Annotated in this window: 20 protein-coding genes; 10 read left to right on the forward strand and 10 right to left on the reverse strand. The window is 64.9% G+C overall.

Annotation, left to right across the window (positions count from 1 at the left end):
• Positions 1 to 8: 8 nt before the first annotated feature.
• A complete protein-coding gene (locus tag FJV43_RS12255) occupies positions 9 to 998 on the reverse strand; it encodes a sulfate ABC transporter substrate-binding protein (RefSeq protein ID WP_239627286.1) in 990 nt (329 codons plus the stop codon).
• Between FJV43_RS12255 and FJV43_RS12260 the strand changes: the two genes are divergently transcribed.
• Positions 997 to 1,140 (forward strand): hypothetical protein, encoded by a 144-nt coding sequence (locus tag FJV43_RS12260; RefSeq protein ID WP_239627287.1) that lies wholly within the window; start codon positions 997 to 999, stop codon positions 1,138 to 1,140. The genes FJV43_RS12255 and FJV43_RS12260 overlap by 2 nt on opposite strands.
• Here FJV43_RS12260 and FJV43_RS12265 read toward each other — a convergent pair.
• Genes FJV43_RS12265 through cysG form a run of 5 tightly spaced genes read right to left on the reverse strand, consistent with a single transcriptional unit; the run spans position 1,119 to position 5,760 of the window.
• Entirely contained in the window at positions 1,119 to 1,844 is a 726-nt protein-coding gene (locus FJV43_RS12265; protein WP_239627289.1) for a phosphoadenylyl-sulfate reductase, read from the reverse strand. The genes FJV43_RS12260 and FJV43_RS12265 overlap by 22 nt on opposite strands.
• Positions 1,841 to 2,356, reverse strand: a complete 516-nt coding sequence (locus FJV43_RS12270; RefSeq protein WP_239627290.1) for a DUF934 domain-containing protein — start codon at positions 2,354 to 2,356, stop codon at positions 1,841 to 1,843. The genes FJV43_RS12265 and FJV43_RS12270 overlap by 4 nt, the downstream gene beginning before the upstream one ends.
• The gene (locus tag FJV43_RS12275; RefSeq protein ID WP_239627292.1) at positions 2,343 to 3,998 is read right to left on the reverse strand and encodes a nitrite/sulfite reductase; all 1,656 of its coding nucleotides are present in this window, start codon (positions 3,996 to 3,998) and stop codon (positions 2,343 to 2,345) included. Before FJV43_RS12275 ends, FJV43_RS12270 begins: the two co-directional genes overlap by 14 nt.
• 11 nt (positions 3,999 to 4,009) lie before the next feature.
• Positions 4,010 to 4,327: a DUF2849 domain-containing protein gene (locus FJV43_RS12280; protein WP_239627294.1), complete on the reverse strand. Its 318-nt coding sequence runs from the start codon at positions 4,325 to 4,327 to the stop codon at positions 4,010 to 4,012.
• Positions 4,324 to 5,760 (reverse strand): siroheme synthase CysG, encoded by a 1,437-nt coding sequence (gene cysG, locus FJV43_RS12285; RefSeq protein WP_239627295.1) that lies wholly within the window; start codon positions 5,758 to 5,760, stop codon positions 4,324 to 4,326. The genes FJV43_RS12280 and cysG overlap by 4 nt, the downstream gene beginning before the upstream one ends.
• 244 nt (positions 5,761 to 6,004) lie before the next feature.
• Between cysG and cysD the strand changes: the two genes are divergently transcribed.
• From cysD to FJV43_RS12305, 4 genes are all read left to right on the forward strand, one after another.
• Complete coding sequence (gene cysD, locus FJV43_RS12290) at positions 6,005 to 6,799, forward strand: sulfate adenylyltransferase subunit CysD (protein ID WP_131872081.1); 795 nt, start codon at positions 6,005 to 6,007, stop codon at positions 6,797 to 6,799.
• A 22-nt stretch (positions 6,800 to 6,821) separates the two neighbouring features.
• Complete coding sequence (gene cysC / locus FJV43_RS12295) at positions 6,822 to 8,738, forward strand: adenylyl-sulfate kinase (RefSeq protein ID WP_239627297.1); 1,917 nt, start codon at positions 6,822 to 6,824, stop codon at positions 8,736 to 8,738.
• Between the two features lie 404 nt (positions 8,739 to 9,142).
• The gene (locus tag FJV43_RS12300; RefSeq protein ID WP_239627299.1) at positions 9,143 to 11,308 is read left to right on the forward strand and encodes a malate synthase G; all 2,166 of its coding nucleotides are present in this window, start codon (positions 9,143 to 9,145) and stop codon (positions 11,306 to 11,308) included.
• A gap of 129 nt (positions 11,309 to 11,437) precedes the next feature.
• Positions 11,438 to 11,638, forward strand: coding sequence for a CsbD family protein (locus FJV43_RS12305; RefSeq protein ID WP_061880957.1), 201 nt, complete (start codon positions 11,438 to 11,440; stop codon positions 11,636 to 11,638).
• A gap of 136 nt (positions 11,639 to 11,774) precedes the next feature.
• Here the strand turns inward: FJV43_RS12305 and FJV43_RS12310 are convergent, their stop codons facing one another.
• The 3 genes from FJV43_RS12310 to FJV43_RS12320 all read right to left on the reverse strand — a co-directional run bounded on the left by FJV43_RS12310 (position 11,775) and on the right by FJV43_RS12320 (position 13,604).
• Positions 11,775 to 11,930 carry a Thivi_2564 family membrane protein gene (locus FJV43_RS12310; RefSeq protein ID WP_007599832.1) on the reverse strand — a complete coding sequence of 52 codons (156 nt, stop codon included), beginning with the start codon at positions 11,928 to 11,930 and terminating at the stop codon, positions 11,775 to 11,777.
• Positions 11,931 to 12,154: 224 nt separating this feature from the next.
• Positions 12,155 to 12,802 (reverse strand): DUF2865 domain-containing protein, encoded by a 648-nt coding sequence (locus FJV43_RS12315; RefSeq protein WP_239627300.1) that lies wholly within the window; start codon positions 12,800 to 12,802, stop codon positions 12,155 to 12,157.
• Between the two features lie 16 nt (positions 12,803 to 12,818).
• The gene (locus FJV43_RS12320) at positions 12,819 to 13,604 is read right to left on the reverse strand and encodes a L,D-transpeptidase (protein ID WP_239627302.1); all 786 of its coding nucleotides are present in this window, start codon (positions 13,602 to 13,604) and stop codon (positions 12,819 to 12,821) included.
• 207 nt (positions 13,605 to 13,811) lie between these two features.
• Here FJV43_RS12320 and FJV43_RS12325 point away from each other — a divergent pair, with 207 nt between their 5' ends.
• The 5 genes from FJV43_RS12325 (at position 13,812) to FJV43_RS12345 (ending at position 18,043) form a co-directional block, all read left to right on the forward strand.
• Positions 13,812 to 14,924 (forward strand): AI-2E family transporter, encoded by a 1,113-nt coding sequence (locus FJV43_RS12325; RefSeq protein WP_239627303.1) that lies wholly within the window; start codon positions 13,812 to 13,814, stop codon positions 14,922 to 14,924.
• 77 nt (positions 14,925 to 15,001) lie between these two features.
• A complete protein-coding gene (locus tag FJV43_RS12330) occupies positions 15,002 to 15,373 on the forward strand; it encodes a DUF883 family protein (protein WP_131871948.1) in 372 nt (123 codons plus the stop codon).
• Between the two features lie 93 nt (positions 15,374 to 15,466).
• Positions 15,467 to 15,922: a hypothetical protein gene (locus FJV43_RS12335; RefSeq protein WP_239627305.1), complete on the forward strand. Its 456-nt coding sequence runs from the start codon at positions 15,467 to 15,469 to the stop codon at positions 15,920 to 15,922.
• A gap of 187 nt (positions 15,923 to 16,109) precedes the next feature.
• A complete protein-coding gene (locus FJV43_RS12340) occupies positions 16,110 to 17,252 on the forward strand; it encodes an OpgC domain-containing protein (RefSeq protein WP_239627306.1) in 1,143 nt (380 codons plus the stop codon).
• 146 nt (positions 17,253 to 17,398) lie between these two features.
• Entirely contained in the window at positions 17,399 to 18,043 is a 645-nt protein-coding gene (locus FJV43_RS12345) for a TetR/AcrR family transcriptional regulator (RefSeq protein ID WP_239627308.1), read from the forward strand.
• On the opposite strand, the gene FJV43_RS12350 is transcribed toward FJV43_RS12345, so the two are convergent.
• The gene (locus FJV43_RS12350) at positions 18,040 to 19,701 is read right to left on the reverse strand and encodes an HWE histidine kinase domain-containing protein (protein WP_239627310.1); all 1,662 of its coding nucleotides are present in this window, start codon (positions 19,699 to 19,701) and stop codon (positions 18,040 to 18,042) included. The two genes, FJV43_RS12345 and FJV43_RS12350, sit on opposite strands and share 4 nt — an antisense overlap.
• Between the last annotated feature and the right edge of the window lie 105 nt (positions 19,702 to 19,806).

Here is a 19,806-nt window from a genome sequence, read left to right on the forward strand (position 1 = left end):
GCGCCTGATCAGTTCTTGTAGATCTGATCAAAGACGCCGCCGTCGGCAAAATGTTCCCTCTGTGCCTTGGTCCAGCCGCCGAAAACGTCGTCGATCGTGAACAGCTCGACCTTGGCGAAGGCGTTTTCATACTTCTTGGCGATTTCGGCATCGCGCGGACGGTAGAAGTTGCGCGCGGCGATCTCCTGCCCCTCCTTGGTGTACCAATATTGCAGATAGGCATCGGCGACGTTGCGATTGCCCTTTCGGTCGGCAACCTTGTCCACGATCGCGACCGGCGGCTCAGCGAGGATCGATTGTGGCGGCGCCACGACCTCGAACTTGTTGGCGCCGAACTCCTTCAGCGCAAGGAACGCCTCGTTCTCCCAGGCGAGCAGCACGTCGCCGACGCCGCGCTCGACGAAGGTCACGGTGGCGCCCCGCGCACCGGTATCCAGCACCGGGACCTGCTGGTAGAGCTTGCCGATGAAGTCCTTGGCCTTGTCGGCCGAGCCGAACTTCTTCTGCGCAAAGCCCCAGGCCGCAAGATAATTCCAGCGTGCCCCGCCCGATGTCTTCGGGTTCGGCGTGATCACGGCGACGCCCGGCTTGATCAGATCGTCCCAGTCCCTGATGCCCTTGGGATTGCCCTTGCGCACCAGGAACACGATGGTCGAGGTATAGGGGGATGAATTCTGCGGCAGCCGCTTTTGCCAATCCGCCGCCACCAGGCCCTTGGCAGCGATGGCATCGATGTCATAGGCGAGCGCGAGCGTCACCACGTCGGCCTGCAATCCGTCGATCACCGCGCGCGCCTGCGAACCGCTGCCGCCATGCGACTGCTTGATCTCGATGCTCTTGCCGGTCTCCTTCTGATAGGCATTCGCGAACGCCTTGTTGAACTCGCCATAGAGCTCACGCGTCGGATCATACGACACGTTCAGCAAACTGACGTCAGCAGCGAGAGCCGAGCTTGCCCAGAGGAGTCCTGCAGCGAGCGGAACGATACGGCGCATCATGTCCATCTCCATTCACCTCGACGACATCGGCGTCATCGACGGCAGGCATAACTCGGGGCGAAAGGCACTCAAGTCAACGGAACCGGATTTTCTTGTTCGCAGCGTGGCAGCGCAACCGTGCTACGAAACCTTCATCGTGTGAATGCCGCATTCTGTCTTGGCGCGGCCCCGCCATCGGCCGGCGCGGGAATCCTCGCCCTCGGCCGTTCTGCTGGTGCAGGGCATACAGCCAACCGACAGAAATCCTGACGCAGCCAGAGGGTGCCGGGGCAATTTGGCACGAGTGAAGATCGCCTCGATCTCCTCGCGCGAGACGTTGGCGAAGGGATTGAACTTCAACCGCGCGCCGTCGTCCTCGACGACGGGAATGTCGGCGCGCGCACTACCCTGGAAGCGCTTGCGGCCGTTGAGCCAGGCCGAGAACGGCTTCAGCGCCCGCGCAAGCGGTTCTACCTTGCGGATACGGCAGCAGGCGTCGGGATCGGAGAACCAGAGGTCGCGGTCGGGATCGTCGCGCGAGAGTGCCTCGTCGGCCGGCTTGATCGACCGGACGTCCTTCAGGCCCAGCTTCGCGATCAGCGTGTCGCGATAGGCCAGCGTCTCCTCGAACAGCCAGCCGGTGTCGAGAAAGATCACCGGAATCGCGGGATCGACGTCCGCCATGACCTTCAGCAGCGTCGCCGATTCCGTACCGAAGGACGATACCAGCGCGAGCTTGTCGCGCCCGACCGTCTTCAGCGCCGCAGCGATGATCTCCGCGGGCGAGGCATCGCGCAAAGCGCGATCGAGCTCCTCCGCCGAGGGCAACGCAGAGACCGTGGAAACCTGAGGCGCGATCGCGGTCACGTGCCGACACCTTCGGAATGGCGCAGCTGCATGCGCCGGTGGAGCGCCGTGATGCGGCCATCGCCGGTCGGCTGGTAGAACACCGAATAGCGCCTGGCCGTCTGCATGAAGGCTTCCGCATCCGCCTGCTTCTTGACCTCGAAGGCGTCGAAGCCGGCGCGCAGCATGAACACGAACTGGTCGCGCAGCACCTGCCCAGTGGCGCGCAACTCACCACGGTAATTGTAGCGTTCTCGCAGCAGCCGTGACTGGCTGTAGGCACGCCCGTCGCGGAAGGTCGGGAACACCAGCGCCACGGCCGCGATCCTGCCGAGATACGGCACGAGTTCGGCGATGTCGCGATTGTTCGGCCAGATCACGCCGACCTTGCCGGCGCGCTGGAGCAAGCCCTCGGCATCGCCGAGGAAACGCTCGGCCGGCACAAGAATGTCGCCGCGCTCGGGCAGCGGCGTATCGACGGCGAGCTTGACGAAGCCGTCGTCGACGATCTTTCCGCCGTTAACGAGTGGCATAGACGCGCTCCTTGAAGGGTTCGACGCCGAGGCGTTTCACCGTGTCCATGAACAGCTCTTCGGGCCGCTCACGCAGCGCCAGATAGGCTTCCACGATGTCCTCGACGACATCGGCGACCTCGTCGAACTTGACGCCCGGCCCGATCAAAGTCCCGAGCGCCGCGTTCTCGTCGGCGCGGCCGCCGATGGTGATCTGGTAGACTTCCTCGCCGTTCTTCTCGACGCCGAGAATGCCGATATGGCCGACATGGTGATGGCCGCAGGCATTGATGCAGCCGGAGATGTTGATGTGGAGCCGGCCGATCAGATTGGCGAGCTCGTGATTGGCGAAGCGCCGCGTCAGCTCCTGCGCGATCGGGATCGAGCGCGCATTCGCCAGCGAGCAATAATCGAGCCCGGGGCAGGCGATGATGTCGGTGATCAGGTTGACGTTGGGCGTCGCAAGGCCAAGCTTGTCGAGCGCCTTCCACAGCGCCGGCAGGTCGCGCTTGGCGACGTGCGGCAGCGCCAGGTTCTGCTCATGGCCGACGCGGACCTCGCCGAAGGAATATCTGTCGGCGAGATCGGCCAGCGCGTCCATCTGCTCGGCGGTGGCATCGCCCGGAGGCCCGCCGGTCGGCTTCAGCGAGATCGTGACGATGGAATAGCCCTGCACCTTGTGCGGAGCCACCGAGTTCTTGCGCCACGCCTCGAAATCCGGATCGGCCGCGGCCTGGCGCAGCTCGTCGGGCATGTGCGGCAGCTTCTCGTAGGCCGGATAGGTGAAGCGCGAGCGGATGTCCTCGATCACCTCGTCGTCGATCTGGAGCGAGGAGTTGCGGATGTGCTGCCACTCCTCCTCGACCTCGCGGGAGAACTTCTCGATGCCGAGCTCGTGCACCAGGATCTTGATACGCGCCTTGTAGATGTTGTCGCGGCGGCCGTACTGGTTGTAGACGCGCAGAATGGCCTCGATGTAGCTGAGGATGTCGCGGCCGTGGACGAAATGCTTGATGGTCTTGGCGATGAACGGCGTGCGGCCGAGGCCGCCGCCGACCAGCACCTCGAAGCCGGTCTCGCCTTTCTCGTTCTTGATCAGCCGCAGGCCGATATCGTGGATCTTGATCGCGGCGCGGTCATGGTCCGACGCGGTGATCGCGATCTTGAACTTGCGCGGCAGGAACGAGAATTCCGGATGCAGCGTGGTGTGCTGGCGGATCAGCTCCGACCAGATGCGCGGGTCCTCGATCTCGCCGGGCGCGACGCCGGCCCACTGGTCCGAGGTGACGTTGCGCATGTTGTTGCCGGAGGTCTGCATCGCGTGGATTCCGACCTTGGCGAGGTCTTCGAGCGCGTCCGGCAGCTCGGCGAGCTTGATCCAGTTGAACTGGATGTTCTGCCGCGTGGTGAAATGGCCGTAGCCGCGGTCGTATTTGCGCGCGACATGGGCGAGCGCCCGCAGCTGGTTGGTCGCCAGCGTGCCGTAGGGGATCGCGACGCGGAACATGTAGGCGTGCAGTTGCAGATAGACGCCGTTCTGAAGCCGCAGGATCTTGAACTCGTCCTCGGTGAGCTCGCCGGAGAGGCGCCGCTTCACCTGGTCGCGGAACTCCGAGACGCGCTCGTTGACGAGCGTGCGGTCGATTTCGTCGTAAGCATACATAAGTGCGTGCCTTAAACCTGGGCCGGCTGTCCGATGGTGACGCCGGTGCGGCGGATCTGTTCGCGCAGATTGCCGGGCAGGATCTTGCCGTCCTCGCCGATCTGCACCGGCGCGATATAGGGGCCGATCGCACCGACATCATCGGCGATGGACTCCGCAAGCAACGCCCTGGCCTCGTCGGAGTTGCGCACGATCGCGGCTTCCGCCAGCTCGGCGGACCAGCCCTTGGCGGCGGTGCGGTAGACGACGATGCCGTCCCAGGTGCGGTTGGCGGTCACCACCGAGGGGCCGGCGATTTTGATCTTCTTCTGTTCGAGCGGGGAGGTCATTCGGCTGCATCCAGGAGGTCAGAGATGATTTGCTTCGGGGTCTTGTTGGGGGTTTGACGGCCAAGCGAGCCGGCATGCCGGACCACGTCGCCGATGATGAGGATGGCGGGACCACCTTGGATCCGCCGTACGAGCTCGGGCAGGTCGCGCAGCGTGCCGATCGCGCCCTGCGCATCGGGCCGCGTGACGCGGGCGAACACGCCGACCGGCGTTTCCGGCGAGCGGCCGGCTGCGAACAGGCCGGCGCGCACGGCCGGCGCCGCCGTCATGCCCATGTAGACCACGACGGTCATCCTGGTGTCGGTCAGCGTCGACCAATCCACATTCTCGGCATCGCGCGCCTTGTGCGCGGTCAGGAAGGTGATGCGGGTCGCTTCATGGCGATAGGTGAGCGGCACCTCGAAATCGGCGGCGCCGCCGAGCCCTGCGGTGATGCCGGGGATGATCGAATAGGCGATGCCGGCGGCGCGCAGCGCTTCGACCTCTTCACCACCGCGGCCGAACACGAGGGGATCGCCGCCCTTCAGCCGCACCACACGCTGGCCGGCTTGCGCGGCTTCGATCATGCGCTTGTTGATGGCGTCCTGGCCGATGCCGGGCTTGCCGACGCGGCGGCCGACCGCAACGCGCGTGGTGTCGCGGCGGATGCGATCGAGAATCTCGGACGAGACCAGCTCGTCATGAAAGACGATGTCCGCATCCTGCAAGGCGCGCAGCGCCTTGATGGTGAGAAGGTCAGGATCGCCCGGGCCGGCACCGACCAGCGCGACCGAGCCTTCCGGCTTGTCGGCGCGCGCGAATTCGGTGGGGTCCGCAATTGCCTTGAGCGCAGCGTCCGCTTCGCCCTTGCGGCCGGCGAGCACGGACGCGCCGATCGGACCGTCGATGACGCGCTCCCAGAAGCGGCGGCGCAGTGGAAACTCGGCGATGCGCTCGTTGATGGATTTGCGGAATCCGCCGATGAACTCGGCAAGCTCGCCGATGCGCGCCGGCAGCAGCGCCTCGATCTTCTCGCGCACGCGCCGCGCCACCACCGGCGAGGTGCCGCCGGTGCCGACCGCGACCACGACATCGCCGCGATCGACGATCGCCGGGAAGATGAAGCTGGAGTGCTCGAGATCGTCCATGACGTTGACGGGCAGACCGAGCGCCTTCGCCCGCACGGACATCGCAACGCCGACATCGCCGGCACCCGCGCAGACAATGGCGACGACACCTGAGAGATCGGCCGTGAGTGGATCGCCGCTCGCGATTTCGACGCGCGCCGCGTCCCCGAAGTCGAGGCCAAAATCCTGATTGCCGTCGATCGCATGCACGCGCAGGCGCGCGCCGGCAGCGGCGAGCACGCGCAACTTGGCGCGCAAAAGCTCGCCCGCGCCGATGAGGACCACCGGGCCGGCCTTGAGATCGAGAAACACCGGCAAGAACCGCATGCGCTACTCGCTTCCCCACAAACGGGGTTGACTGGAATTATTTTCTATATATGTCTCGTTTCGAGCGCGCAAAGAGAAAATTTTTTCTTCTCTTCCGCGCTGCAACTATAGAATTTTCGCCTCCAAACGCAAAGTGGCAGAGATGCATCTTCTCAAGGACGATTCCGCTGCTGTCGGAGTGAGCAGCCCGGCCCTCATCGAGCGCTTGGGCCAGCAAGAATTTTCTGCCGACCTTGCCCCGAGCATGGACCATCTCGACCAGCTCGAGGCGCAGAGCATCTACATCTTCCGCGAGGCCTTCGCCCGGCTGAAGAAGATCGCCCTGCTGTGGTCGCTCGGCAAGGATTCCAACGTCATGATCTGGCTGGCGCGGAAGGCCTTCTTCGGCAAGATGCCGTTTCCCGCCCTTCACGTCGATACCGGCAAGAAGTTTCCGGAGATGTATCGCTTCCGCGATCATTACGGCAAGGAGTGGGATCTCGATTTGCGCGTCGAGCCGTGTCCGCCGATCGATGCCGTCGATCCGACGCTGCCGCCGGCCGCGCGCTCCGCCGCGCGCAAGACCGAAGGCCTCAAGATGGCGCTCGCCAAATACGGCTTTGACGGCCTGATCGCCGGCATCCGCCGCGACGAGGAGGCAACGCGCGCCAAGGAGCGCGTGTTCTCGCCGCGCGGGTTGGAGGGCAATTGGGACGTGCGCGACCAGCCGCCGGAATTCTGGGATCATTTCAACGCGTCGCCGCCGCAAGGCGCGCATTTGCGCATCCATCCGATCCTGCATTGGACCGAGGCCGACATCTGGGCCTACACCAAACGCGAGAACATTCCGATCATCCCGCTGTATCTCGCCAAGGACGGCAAGCGCTATCGCTCGCTGGGTGATCAGGACATCACCAACCCGGTCGCCTCGACAGCGTCCAGCATCGACGAGATCCTGATCGAGCTCGAACAGACCAAGGTGCCGGAGCGCGCCGGACGCGCGCTCGACCACGAGACCGAGGATGCTTTCGAGCGCCTGCGCGTCGCCGGCTATCTCTGACCTCAAGGACGCGAGCGCCCGCATGAACATGATCGTCACCCCGGCTTCGTCCGCCACTCCGAACGGCACCACGCGTCCCCAGGTGCGCATCGTCATCGTCGGCCATGTCGACCACGGCAAGTCGACCCTGGTCGGCCGCCTCCTGCACGAGACCGGCAGCCTGCCCGAGGGCAAGCTCGAAATGCTGAAGGCCGTCAGCGCACGGCGCGGCATGCCGTTCGAATGGTCGTTCCTGCTCGACGCTTTGCAGACCGAGCGCGACCAGGGCATCACCATCGACACCACGCAGATCCGCTTCCGCACCAATTCACGCGACATCGTCCTGATCGACGCGCCAGGCCACGCCGAGTTCCTGCGCAACATGATCACCGGCGCCTCGCAGGCCGACGGCGCGGTGCTGATCATCGACGCGCTCGAAGGCGTGCGCGACCAGACGAGGCGGCACGGCTATCTCCTTCATCTGCTCGGCGTGAAGCAGGTCGCTGTCGTCGTCAACAAGATGGACCGCGTCGATTTCTCCGCCGCGCGCTTCAAGGACATCAGCGACGAGATCTCCGCGCATCTGAACGGCCTCGGCGTGACGCCGACGGCGGTGATCCCGATTTCGGCGCGCGACGGCGACGGCGTCGCGGAGCGCACGGGCCGGATCGGCTGGTACAAGGGCCCGACCGTGGTCGAGGCGCTTGATAGGCTCGAGCCGGCGCGGCCGCTGGGGACGCTGGCGCTGCGGCTGCCGGTGCAGGCGATCTACAAGTTCGACGACCGGCGCATTGTCGCCGGCCGCATCGAATCCGGCAGCCTGATTGCCGGCGACGAGATCGTGATCATGCCGGCCGGCAAGATCGCCAGGATCAAGACCGTCGAGAGCTGGCCGGTGACGCCGCTGGCGGGACGGCAGGGCGCGGGCCGCTCGGTCGGCATCACGCTCGACCGCGAGCTGTTCATCGAGCGCGGCGACATCATCGCGCATGCAGGCAGCGCGCCGCGCGAAACGCGCCGGCTGCGCGCGCGCATCTTCTGGCTGCACGACAAGCCGCTTGCCAAGGGCGACCAGATCCTGGTGCGCAGCGGTCCGAAGGAGAGCCGCGCCACCGTCGTCGCCATCGAGAAGGCGGTCGATCCCGGCGAGCTCTCGAGCACCGAGAACAAGGCGATCGCCCGCAACCATGTCGGCGAGATCGACATTTCGCTTTCGAATCCGATCGCCACCGATCCCTACACCGAGAACCCGCGCACCGGCCGTCTCGTGATCGAGGTCGCGGGGCGCATCGCCGGCGGCGGCCTGGTGCTGTCCGTCGATGCCGGCCAGCGCGCCGTGCCGGTCGATATCGTGCCGGTGGAATCGGCACTGCGCCCTGACGAGCGCGCGGCGCGCTACCGCCACAACGGTGCCGTGGTCTGGCTCACCGGCCTGCCGGCGTCCGGCAAGTCGACGCTGGCAAGAGCGCTGGAGCGGCGGCTGTTCACCAATGGCGGCTCGCCGGTCCTGCTCGACGGCGACACGCTGCGCGCCGGGCTCAACAGCGATCTCGGCTTCTCCGCCCCCGATCGCAGCGAGAACATCCGCCGCCTCGCCGAGGTCGCGACGCATCTCGCCCGCAACGGCCATATCGCGATCGTCGCCGCCGTCTCTCCGGCGCGCGAGGACCGTGCCGCCGCGCGCCGCATCGCCGACACCGCGTTCCGCGAGATCCATGTCGCGACGCCGGCCGAGATCTGCGAGGAGCGCGATCCCAAGGGCCATTACAAGAAGGCTCGCGCCGGCGCGCTGGCCTCGTTCACCGGCATCGGCAACGACTACGAGAAGCCTGAGGCGGCGGAGCTGGTGATCGATACCTCGACGCGAACGGTTACTGAGGCCGCCGACGAGATCGAGCGCATGCTGAAGACGACTGGCGTGCTGTTCGACGAAGTCGTGGACCTCGCCGCGAATATTTGAAGCACCTACTTACTGTTTGGCTAGCTGCCACCGCGCACGCGGTACGTTCCCTCCCCCCTTGCGGAGGGTTAGGGAGAGGGGTTCACACGGGGACTCCCTCCATCAGCGTGAGCTGATTTCGTCGTCAATTCCAACACCTTTTGCTTGGCTACCCCTCTCCCCCGCCCTCCCCCGCAAGGGCGGAGGGAGCGCAGTTGTGCGCGCGGCGCCAAGCTGGGCTCAATCGCTGTAAAACCAGCAACCTCCCTGACCTCGCCTTAACATTTTGACAAACCCTTGAGGGTCTTCTCACCGCCCCGATTTTGGGGCTAATAGACCCTCGAAAGCCGCCCCGCGTGGGCGCATTTTGCTGCTGTCGGGTCAAAAGCAGCCAAAAACAGCCATTTCCAACAAGAAAGCCCATCATGAAACGCGTCGACGCCCACGGATTGAAGATCGCCCCCGTCCTGTTTGACTTCATCGCCAACGAAGCGGCCCCGAAAACGGGGATCGCGCCGGATGCGTTCTGGGCCGGGCTTGCCGCCATCATCAAGGAACTGGGCCCGAAGAACCGCGAGTTGCTCGCATTCCGCGACACGCTGCAGGCCAAGATCGACGACTGGCACCGCGCCAACAAGGGCAAGGCGTTCGACCTCGATGCCTATACCGCCTTCCTGAAGGAGATCGGCTATTTGGTCCCGGAGCCGGCGACGCAGAAGGTCGAGACCGCCAATGTCGACGAGGAGATCGGCAAGATCTGCGGTCCGCAGCTTGTCGTGCCGCTCACCAATGCGCGCTACGCGCTGAACGCGGCGAACGCGCGCTGGGGCTCGCTCTATGACGCGTTCTACGGCACCGACGCGATTCCGCACGACGCTGCCGAGAGCGGCAAGGGCTACAACAAGGCGCGCGGCGACAAGGTGATCGCCAAGGCCAAGGCGTTCCTCGACGCCGCCGTGCCGCTCGCCACCGGCAGCCACACCGACGTCACCGCCTACAGCGTCGTCGCGGGCCAGCTTGCGGTGAAGCTGAAGAGCGGCAATGCCACCGCGCTGAAGAGCGCGGCACAGTTCGCCGGCTTCCAGGGCGATGCGGCGGCACCGAGCGCGGTGCTGCTCGTCAACAACGGCCTGCATGTCGAGGTCAAGATCGACCGCAGCAGCGCGATCGGCAAGGACGATCCGGCCGGCGTCGCCGACATGATCATGGAGGCCGCGGTCTCCACCATTCTCGACATGGAGGACTCGGTCGCGGCGGTCGATGCCGAGGACAAGGTGCTGGTCTACCGCAACACGCTCGGGCTGATGAACGGCACGCTCTCGGCCGATTTCGAGAAGGGCGGCAAGACGCTGACGCGCTCGCTCAACGCCGACCGCAGCTACAAGACGCCCGACGGCAAGGGCGAGGTGAGGCTGCACGGCCGTAGCCTGCTCCTGATGCGCAATTGCGGTCACCACATGTTCACCGACGCGGTGCTGGACGAGAAGGGCGAGGAGGTCCCCGAGGGCCTGCTCGATGCCGCCGTCTCCGGCCTGCTCGCGATCCACGACCTCAGGGGTCTTTCCAAGGTCAAGAACAGCCGCACCGGCTCGGCCTATATCGTCAAGCCGAAGATGCACGGCCCCGACGAGGTGTCGCTGACCTGCGAGATCTTCGACCGCGTCGAGAAGATGCTGGGCCTGCCCGAGAACACGCTCAAGGTCGGCATCATGGACGAGGAGCGGCGCACCACCGTCAACCTCAAGGCCTGCATCCAGCGCGCCTCCAAGCGCATCATGTTCATCAACACCGGCTTCCTCGACCGCACAGGCGACGAGATCCACACCTCGATGGAGGCGGGCCCGATGATCCGCAAGAACGAGATGAAGGCGCAGGCCTGGATCAAGGCCTATGAGGACTGGAACGTCGACATGGGCCTGACCTGTGGCCTGCCCGGCCATGCCCAGATCGGCAAGGGCATGTGGGCTGCGCCCGACAAGATGGCGGACATGCTGGCGCAGAAGCTCGGCCATCCGCAGGCCGGCGCCACCACCGCCTGGGTGCCCTCCCCGACGGCCGCGACGCTGCACGCGCTGCACTATCACCAGGTCAACGTCACCGCGCGCCAGCAGGAGCTCGCCAAGGGCGGACCGCGCGCGAAGCTCTCGGACATCCTCACCATCCCGGTGTCGAAGTCGAACTGGGCGCCGGATGACGTCAAGCAGGAGATCGACAACAACTGCCAGGGCATCCTCGGCTATGTCGTGCGCTGGATCGACCAAGGCGTCGGCTGCTCCAAGGTGCCCGACATCCACGATATCGGCCTGATGGAGGACCGCGCGACCTTGCGCATCTCCAGCCAGCATCTCGCCAACTGGCTGCATCAGGGCGTGATCACCGAGGCGCAGGTAATGGAGTCGCTGAAGCGCATGGCGGTCGTCGTCGACAAGCAGAACGCGGGCGATCCCATCTACAAGCCGATGGCGCCCGCCTTCGACGGCGTCGCCTTCAAGGCGGCCTGCGACCTCATCTTCAAGGGGCGCGAGCAGCCGAACGGCTACACCGAATACATCCTCACCGCCCGCCGCCGCGAGGCGAAAGCGGCGGGCTGAGTACCGATAGAGAACTTCAAAAGCCCCGGCTCACGCCGGGGCTTTTTTGTGGGCGAAACGCCGCGGCGGACCGCGGAACGGCTGCACCGTGGACCGCGTTGTCCGGCCATCAACCAACGGGAGACGGTCATGGACTGGAATCGGATCGAAGGAAACTGGAAGCAATTCAAGGGCTCGGCCAAGGAGAAATGGGCCAAGCTCACCGACGACGACCTCCAATTGATCGAGGGTCGGCGCGAGCAGCTCGAAGGCCGGCTCCAGGAACGCTACGGCAAGGCCAAGGACCAGGTTCGTCAGGACGTCGACGACTGGTTGAAAGGGCTGCATTGAGCGCAGCACTAACGAAGCCCCGGCTCAGGCCGGGGCTTTTGTTTAGAGGTGTAGCCCGGATGAGCGAAGCGATATCCGGGGAGACGCAATAGAGGTCCCGGATATCGCTTCGCTCATCCGGGCTACGATACCTTCGCTAGAATACCGCCAGATATTTCAGCAGCGACACGATGCCGATGATGATGACAACCACGCGCGCGATCTGCTTGGCGCGGCCGTCCATCGGCAGCATGTTGATGAGATAGAGCACGAGAATGACGACGAGAAAGGTAACGAGTACGCCAACCAGCATTGCAGGACCCCCTTCAGGCAAATTGTGCCGCTGTTTTTAACGCGCTGCACACTAGTCGGTTCCACTTCGGCAACCTACTGAAACCTCTCGCAATATCCGTCATTCTACGATTGGCCGAGCCACTCACGATTTCATTCTTCCAGATCCGGACCCGCGTGCGCTCACGGCGAGCTTGTCCGGAGACGACTGCCTATGGGGCGAGGATCTGCTTCGTTGCGGCAACCCTACTCCTTCGCCACCACGGGGACCTGGCGGAATTTGGCGCGCACCGAGTCCGGCAGCGGCGAAAAATTCATCGCGACGCCGCGGCGGTCGTTGGCATTGCGGCTGGCGACCACGAGGCCGCCGGCGCCGGCGACGATGTCGCCCTTGCGCAGGGTGGGATCATCCTCGACCTTGACTTGGGCGAGCCCAGCCGGATCCTTGCCGTTGCAGGTGCACCCCGCGACGATCTCGTTACGATAGCGGAACGCGTTCGGCAGGTCGGAATAGGACTTTCCGTTCTCCGTCGTGGCGTCGTCGATATTGCTGCCGTAGACCAGCGAGGTTTCCGAGGCCGGGCAGAAGCTCTTGCAGGACTGCGCCTTGCTCGCGGCATCGGTGCCTTGCGCCGGGAAGTAGCGGCCGTCGCAGCCGCGCACGCAATAGGCAGTGCCGGCACCATAGGAGGACCGCCGCGGCGCGTCGTAGCGCGGCATGTCGTCGTTCGGGAAGGGCATCCGGATCTCCGGCGGCGGCCGCATCCGGAAGCCGCCGAACAATGCCGAGAAAAAATCCTCCGCATGCGCCGACGGTGCCGACGCCAGACCGGCGGAGACAACGATCAACATCGCTGTGCCGCCAGCCAATTTGCCAACCACGCGCCTGCTCATACGACCTCGCTCACTCTCAGTTCACGGCCGACGTCGTGATGTTCAACGCCTGGCGGCCGGTGGGCAACGTGCTCACGGCCGGGCGCTTTCGCGCGGGATCTGCGCCTCTGGCCATCAAAGGCGCGTTCTTCGGCAGCACCACGACCTTGGCGCCGACATCGACCCGGTTGAACAGGTCGATGACGTCCTCGTTGGTCATGCGAATGCAGCCGGACGAGACGAACTTGCCGATGGTGGAGGGATCGTTGGTGCCGTGGATGCGGTATTCGCTGGAGCCGAGATACATCGCACGCGCGCCGAGCGGATTGCCGGGGCCGCCGGCGACGAAGCGCGGCAGATAGGGCTGGCGCGCGATCATCGCGGTCGGCGGATGCCAGTCCGGCCACTCCGCCTTGCGGCTCACGCTCTGCACGCCCGACCAGGTGAAGCCCTCGCGACCGACGCCGACGCCGTAGCGGATCGCGCGGCCATTGCCGAGCACGTAGTAGAGATAGGTGTTGTTGGTGTCGATGACGATGGTACCGGCCGGCTCGCCCCTGTCGAAGCTGACGACCTGCTTGCGCAGCCGGTCGGGCAACCGGGCGTCCTCGTCGGCGGGCTGCGGCGCCTCGTTGACGTCACCCTGGGAGTAACCCTGGGAGTAACCCTGGTCCTGCGGATAGGCCTGCGGCTGCATTGGAGCATAGCCGAAGCTTTGCGCGCTGGCGCCACCACAGGTTACCGCGAGGAAGGCAATAGCGAGCGCGAACGCGGCGACAGCGCGCGGCGCAGAGCTGCGGCGGACTACAGAGAATTTCGTCATGTGCTGCCCCGTTGGATGTCTGCATCAGGGTGACGCAGCTAATCCAAGCAACGCAGCGGAGCCGATTCGAGTTCCACCGCAGGGTGCGGCAGCTTGGTCACAGTCAAGCGAGCACATCTTCACGAAGCTGCGATGGAACTCGCGCTTCCTCCGCAACGTTATGGAATGGGCGCGCGGATCGCTAGCCTTCCACGCGGGAGATATGTTGTGCGCGTCCTTCCCGGCGAACGCCTGATGTCCGGAAACAGCGAAGGCGAACCGCTCCCTGAGAGCCGTGGCGAGCTGCCGCCGGTGGTCCGCCGCACCGAGTTCGTCGCTTTCGCGCTCGCGGGCCTGCTGCTGATTGCGGTCGTCACCGTGCTCTATGTCGGAAGGGCGTTCTTCCTGCCCGTGGTGATGGCCTTCGTCACCGGCACCATGCTGTCGCCGGCGGCGAACTTCCTGGAGCGGTACAAGGTGCCGCGGGGGCTCGGTGCTGTCCTGATCGTGATCGCGGGGACGACAGTGGTCGCCTTCGTCGTCGCCCTGATCGCTTCACCCGTGATGGAGTGGAGCACGCGCCTGCCGGAGCTCGGCGCCCAATTGAGGGACAAGCTGCACGTATTCAACCGGCCGCTGGCGCTGTGGCGAGAGCTGCAGGGCATGATCGGCGGCTCGGAGGGCTTCCCCAGCATTGAGATGCCCAAGGTCGAATGGGTGCAACCCACGCTGGAATTCCTCTCGCCGACCTTTACCGAATTCCTGCTTTTCTTCGTCACCCTCATTCTGTTCATCGCGAGCTGGCGCGACCTGCGGCGAGCCATGATCATGACATTCAGCGATCGCGACGCGCGCCTGCGCACCCTTCGCATTCTCAACGAGATCGAGGTTCATCTCGGCAACTACCTCCTGACCGTCACCCTGATCAATGTGGGCGTCGGCATCGGCACCGGCCTTATCTGCGCGCTCACCGGCATGCCCAATCCGGCCGGGCTCGGCGCGCTGGCGGCAACGCTCAATTTCATCCCGATCATCGGGCCGGTCGCGATGTTCGTGGTGCTGGTCGTGGTAGGGCTGGTCGCCTTCCCCACCATCGGCGGCGGTCTCATGGCCGCGCTCGCCTTCGGCGGGCTCACCTTCCTGGAGGGGCACTTCATCACACCGACCATTATCGGCCGGCGACTGGCGCTGAATGCACTTGCGGTCCTGCTTGCGCTGGCCTTCTGGACCTGGATGTGGGGCCCCATGGGCGCGTTCCTGTCATCACCGCTTCTGATCATGGCCCTGATTCTCAAGGAGCATCTGATGCCGACGGACGCGCCGCATCTGCCGCAGGCCTGACTGGTTTCCGTGACGGAACTTCCCTGACGACGAAACGTTCTCCGGCTATCTCAGCCGTCAACAGTTTGGAGCTCCCGATGTCCACGCCCAATGCCGAAGCCGGGATGAAAGACTGGACCGACAAAGCCACCCGAGAACGTCTCGAGAAGGATGTAGCAGCCGTGAAAAGCGATATCGCCGCCCTCACCGACCAGATCACCGACGCGCTCAATACTTTCGCCAACTCCACCGGCAAGCAGGCTCGCCGCGGCTATCGTCAGGCGCGCGAAAACGTGGATTCCGCGATGGACGACATGTCCGAGCGCGGCAGCGCGATGATGGAAGCTGCACAAGACGCCTACGGCTCGATCGAGGAGACGCTGGAAGAGGCGATCACGCAGCGACCGCTCGCGACCGTCGGACTGGCGCTCGGCATCGGCTTCCTGATCGGCGTCGCCTGGCGCCGGTAAGGTTGCGGAACGGATGCTGAGACGGCGGCGCTGCCGCGCCGCCGATGTCGGCTTGTGACGTTTCGGCTTGTGGGGGACTTGAGGAGCAAGGCCATGTTTCAGCGCATCATCGACGGGATCAGTGCATCCACCGGCACGACAATTCGGCTGACCTCCCTTGCCGCAGGCGCGGCCTTCGCGCTGCTGGTGACGACAGGCTTCCTTTGTGCCGCCGCCTTCATCTCGGTCCTAGAGGCATATGGCCCGGTGCAGGCCTGCCTGGCCGGCGCGGGCATCTTCTTCCTGCTGACCCTGGCGGCGGCGGGCTCCTATTGGGGCTACAAGCGCGAGGTGCAGAAGCGTGCCCGGATCGCGGCCGAGCGCGCCGCGAAGTCGGCCGCGCAGAGCATGCTGGCGGATCCGATGCTCCTCGCCACCGGACTCCAGATCGTTCGCGCCATCGGCATGAAGCGGCTGTTGCCGATCCTGGCGATCGGCGGCGTCGCCCTCGGCATCCTGGCAAGCCGCGCCGGTGTGTCCGACGAGGTGTCGGCTGAACCTGCCGAGTAGCGGTCGGAGCCGGTCAGAAAATTTCGTCGTAAGTCCTGCGAGCGCATCTATCGGCATTCGATAGAGGCCACGCCGCGCAATTTTGCGCCAGCCGGTGCAAACCGGTCCTGCTCACGCAAACGCTACTCGGATAGGCAGGAGGTTGCCGGTAAAAGCATCATCCTGATTCCAAAAGCTATTTTACTCAATGAAACCGTCCGTCAAGGCGAACCTCGCCGCATTCCATCACGACGCCAGGCTGTATTTGACACTCGGCATCGCCAACTGGTCGGTCTTCGTCGACCACATTCCGAACAACGTCGTCAATCTGCTGACGCTGCGCAACTTCGGCTTCAGCGGCGCGGCGGATTTGTTCGTGTTCGTGGTGGGCTATGGCGTCGCCATCATCCACGGCAGGATGGCGCTGGAGCGCGGCTACGTGGTCGCAGCGACACGAATCTTTCGCCGCGTCTGGCGGCTCTACGCCGCCTATGTCGTGCTGTTCGTGATCTATATCGACGCCATCGCCTATGTCGCCTCGCAATCGATGGCGCCGGAGATCATCCACCAATACAACATCTCGGGGATTCTCGAGCACCCGCTGCGTATCCTGATTCGCGGCCTCGTGCTCCAGGAGGAGCCGCTGAACCTCGACCTTCTGCAGCTGATGATTCCTCTGATGGCCTTCTTTCCGTTCGCGCTGTGGGGTCTGTTGCGACGGCCGAACGTGACGCTTGCGGCATCGGTCGCGCTGTATCTTGCCGCACGCTGGTTCGAGTGGAATTTTCGGATCTCTCCCGACCAGGAGTGGACCTTCAATCCGTTCTGCTGGCAGATGCTGATGGTGCTGGGCGGCTGGTTTGCCGTCACCGGCGCACCGGCACGGGCGCTGCGCAACCTTCCCTGGCTGCGGCTACTCGCAGGGAGCTATCTCGTTTTCGCGATGGCGGTCACCCTGTTGCGCCATTCGCCGGAACTGTCCGCCTATCTGCCCGGCCTGCTCCTCGAGGGCATCGCGCCGACCGACAAGGAGAATCTCGCGCCTTATCGCGTGGTTCACTTCCTCGCGCTCGCCTTGCTCGCGACCCATCTGGTTCCAGCCGATCACCCCGGCCTGCGATTGAGGCCGCTTCAGGCGGTCATACGATGCGGCGAGGAATGGCTCGCCGTGTTCTGCGTCGGCGTGTTCCTGTCCTTTGCCGGCCATCTCATCCTGATCACCGGCCCCAATCTGGTGGCGATGCAAATCGTGGTGAGCATCATCGGCTTCGCCGCGATGACCGCCGTCGCCTACTACGTCGCCTGGTCGAAGCGGCAGGACATGCCTGCCGCCCTGAGGCAGCAGGCCTAAAGCATGATCCGGAAAAGTGCGTAGCGGTTTTCCGACAAGACCATGCTTAAACGACGACCTGAAGCGCGATGCCGATTCGTCCTGATGCATCGGGCTTTGGTCGCAAAACCGTGCGATTCTGCTAGGCCGAAGGCCATGGCTGCGCTATGCCGAAAGTCTGCGTGAGGAGACCGGGCGTGGCGAGGGGGAAAGGCGGGGGTGACGAGGCTGACAGCGCGCCCCGGCGCGGCCGGCCGAGGTCAATCGAGACCAGCAACGCCATTCTCGAGAGCGCCTATGCGCTGATGGCCTCCACCGGCCTTGCCGCCACCACCATCGACGCGGTCGCGCGCCATTCCAGCGTCTCCAAGATGACGATCTACAAATGGTGGCCGTCCCGCGAGGCGCTTTTGATCGACGCCTTTCTCCACCACGCCGCGCAGATGCTGCCGCTGCCGCCGGCGAGTTCCGGCAGCCCCGCGGCGCGCGCGCGCCGCCATGCCGCGGCCTATGCCGAAGCGCTCCAGGGCGAGTTCGGCAAGGTCCAGCTCGCCGTCATCTCCGAATGCATCTCGAAGACCGGCTCGGCGGAGCTGTTCTACGCGCGCTATCTGCAATTCCGCCGCGACGCGCTCGTCGAGATGATCGCCGCGGGCCAGCAGGATGGCAGCATTCTGGCTGAGGGGCTTCCTGAGGATCTCTACGATGCGATCTATGGCGGCCTGTTCTATCGCTACGTCTTCGGCATCACGCCGGTCACCCCGGCCTACGCGCGCAACCTCGTCGATCTCGTGTTGCGGCCGAAGGGTTAGCTGCGCACGGGCCTGACCGGCGCCGAGATCTTGTCCGTGCGGTCGCGCTCGGTCATGTCGACCACCGTCTCCATCGGTGCGGTCAATTCATAGACGTAGGAGACGTCGGTGAAGAAGCGCTTGGCGGTGCCCCCTAGCGCCTCGGGAGCGACGCGGTCGAGCAGGATCAGGCCGAAATCGGAATCCGGCCGACGCGTCGCCTCGCTGGTGTTGAACTCCTCCCAGCGGAAATGGAAGACCTCGTTGCCCTCCTCTCCCGTCACCGTCCAGTTGGCGGTGATGTGCGGATGCTTTCCAACCAGCGACAGGCCCTCGTCGGAATGCGAGGCGAGCTCGAAGAACAGCAGCGACAGGCTTTGCGCCGCGCGTGCGCTGACCGCGATATCAGGACCGGTGACGGCGATGCGGTCGGCATGCGGGATGGCGCGCGCCTCGAACAGGCCCTTCAGCTTGACGCCCTGCCACTGGCTCTCGCTGAGCAGCGAGACCACGTTGGACATGGCGTGGATGCGCCCGATCAGCAGCTCGCGCGCGATGTCGATGTCCGAACCGTGGCGCAAGGTGCGCGTCACGATCGACTGGATCACCGCCAGGATGTTCTTGACGCGGTGGTTGAGTTCGTCGATGACCGCAGTCAGCCGGCGCTCGAACCCGATCCTGACCTGTATCTCCCGGCTGAGTCGCAGATTGTTGTAGGCGACATAGCCGAACAGGCCGCACACCATTGCCGTGATCGCAAAGCCGATCGCCGCGACGATGATGGCGGTCTGCTCGGCGCGACGCGCCGAGTTGGTTTTCGCATAATAGCTGAGCTGCCAGTCACGGCCGCCGAAGCTCACCGTGCGCGTCGCCGACGGCGCCGGGCCGTCCACTGCAACCCTGCGCGTCGAGACCACGCCCTGGTCGTTGGCGATGAGCTCGCCGCCTTCCTTGCGCGGATCCCTGAGCGCGACCGCGAACAACGACATGTCGTCATTGGTCAGCATCAGCGAGGCGAGCTCGTAGGAAAATGTGACAAACCCGGCCGGCTCCGTTGCTCCCTCGGGAATGACAGGCGCAGCCACGATGATGCCGATCGCGCCGTCCCCGCGGATCAACGGCACCGGGTCCGAGGCAACCGACCTCTTCTCGGCGCGCGCACGCGTCAGCATGGCACTGCGAACCGGATCCTGATCGTAGCTGCGGCCGGGCAGCGTCTTGGTCTCGTTGCTGCGTGGCTCGAGGTCCATCAGCACGTCGATCGGCTGAGTGATCTCGGCCGGATTGATCGGCTTGTCGTCATAGGACCGAATCTGCGGATTTGGGAAGCCGGCGCCGGCGATGGCGGCCTGCGCCGCCGCGAGCTCGTTCGGCTTCAGCCGGGCGATCCAGCCGGCCACCACGAAATCGGTCTTGAAGGCGTAGATCGCCGAGCGCAGCGGCTCCAGCATGTTCGGCTTGATCACGGATGGCGTGCGGAACAGGCCTGAGGCGACACGCGCGAGCAGCTCCCGCTCGGTGAGGCGGTCCTGAACCAGGCTCGCATGAACGTCGATCGCGCGCGCGAGCGCGATCCGATCCAGCGCCAGCTCCTGGTCATGTACGCGATAGGCTGCAAGCCCGGAGAGCAAGGCCCCGAGCAAAGCGATGAAGCCGATGATGAAACCGAGCCTGACCACGCGATTACTCAGGCGAAAGCAGGAGGTCGGCAATAAACACGGAGCATATGAACGCCGCTCGAACGGCCGTCTGCCGAAACAGGGTAGACCCCAGTGGCGGAGATA

This window comes from Bradyrhizobium sp. I71, from assembly GCF_022354745.1.
GTDB classification, from domain to species: Bacteria; Pseudomonadota; Alphaproteobacteria; order Rhizobiales; family Xanthobacteraceae; genus Bradyrhizobium; species Bradyrhizobium liaoningense.

Coding starts and splice junctions, on each gene's coding strand:
- cysC (WP_239627297.1), top strand. CDS start 6,822: ATGAACATGATCGTCACCCCGGCTTCGTCCGCCACTCCGAACGGCACC.
- cysG (WP_239627295.1), bottom strand. CDS start 5,760: ATGCGGTTCTTGCCGGTGTTTCTCGATCTCAAGGCCGGCCCGGTGGTC.
- FJV43_RS12255 (WP_239627286.1), bottom strand. CDS start 998: ATGATGCGCCGTATCGTTCCGCTCGCTGCAGGACTCCTCTGGGCAAGC.
- FJV43_RS12310 (WP_007599832.1), bottom strand. CDS start 11,930: ATGCTGGTTGGCGTACTCGTTACCTTTCTCGTCGTCATTCTCGTGCTC.
- FJV43_RS12315 (WP_239627300.1), bottom strand. CDS start 12,802: ATGAGCAGGCGCGTGGTTGGCAAATTGGCTGGCGGCACAGCGATGTTG.
- FJV43_RS12335 (WP_239627305.1), top strand. CDS start 15,467: ATGTTTCAGCGCATCATCGACGGGATCAGTGCATCCACCGGCACGACA.
- FJV43_RS12270 (WP_239627290.1), bottom strand. CDS start 2,356: ATGCCACTCGTTAACGGCGGAAAGATCGTCGACGACGGCTTCGTCAAG.
- FJV43_RS12345 (WP_239627308.1), top strand. CDS start 17,399: ATGCCGAAAGTCTGCGTGAGGAGACCGGGCGTGGCGAGGGGGAAAGGC.
- FJV43_RS12320 (WP_239627302.1), bottom strand. CDS start 13,604: ATGACGAAATTCTCTGTAGTCCGCCGCAGCTCTGCGCCGCGCGCTGTC.
- FJV43_RS12300 (WP_239627299.1), top strand. CDS start 9,143: ATGAAACGCGTCGACGCCCACGGATTGAAGATCGCCCCCGTCCTGTTT.
- FJV43_RS12260 (WP_239627287.1), top strand. CDS start 997: ATGTCCATCTCCATTCACCTCGACGACATCGGCGTCATCGACGGCAGG.
- FJV43_RS12340 (WP_239627306.1), top strand. CDS start 16,110: ATGAAACCGTCCGTCAAGGCGAACCTCGCCGCATTCCATCACGACGCC.
- FJV43_RS12280 (WP_239627294.1), bottom strand. CDS start 4,327: ATGACCTCCCCGCTCGAACAGAAGAAGATCAAAATCGCCGGCCCCTCG.
- FJV43_RS12330 (WP_131871948.1), top strand. CDS start 15,002: ATGTCCACGCCCAATGCCGAAGCCGGGATGAAAGACTGGACCGACAAA.
- FJV43_RS12305 (WP_061880957.1), top strand. CDS start 11,438: ATGGACTGGAATCGGATCGAAGGAAACTGGAAGCAATTCAAGGGCTCG.
- FJV43_RS12275 (WP_239627292.1), bottom strand. CDS start 3,998: ATGTATGCTTACGACGAAATCGACCGCACGCTCGTCAACGAGCGCGTC.
- cysD (WP_131872081.1), top strand. CDS start 6,005: ATGGACCATCTCGACCAGCTCGAGGCGCAGAGCATCTACATCTTCCGC.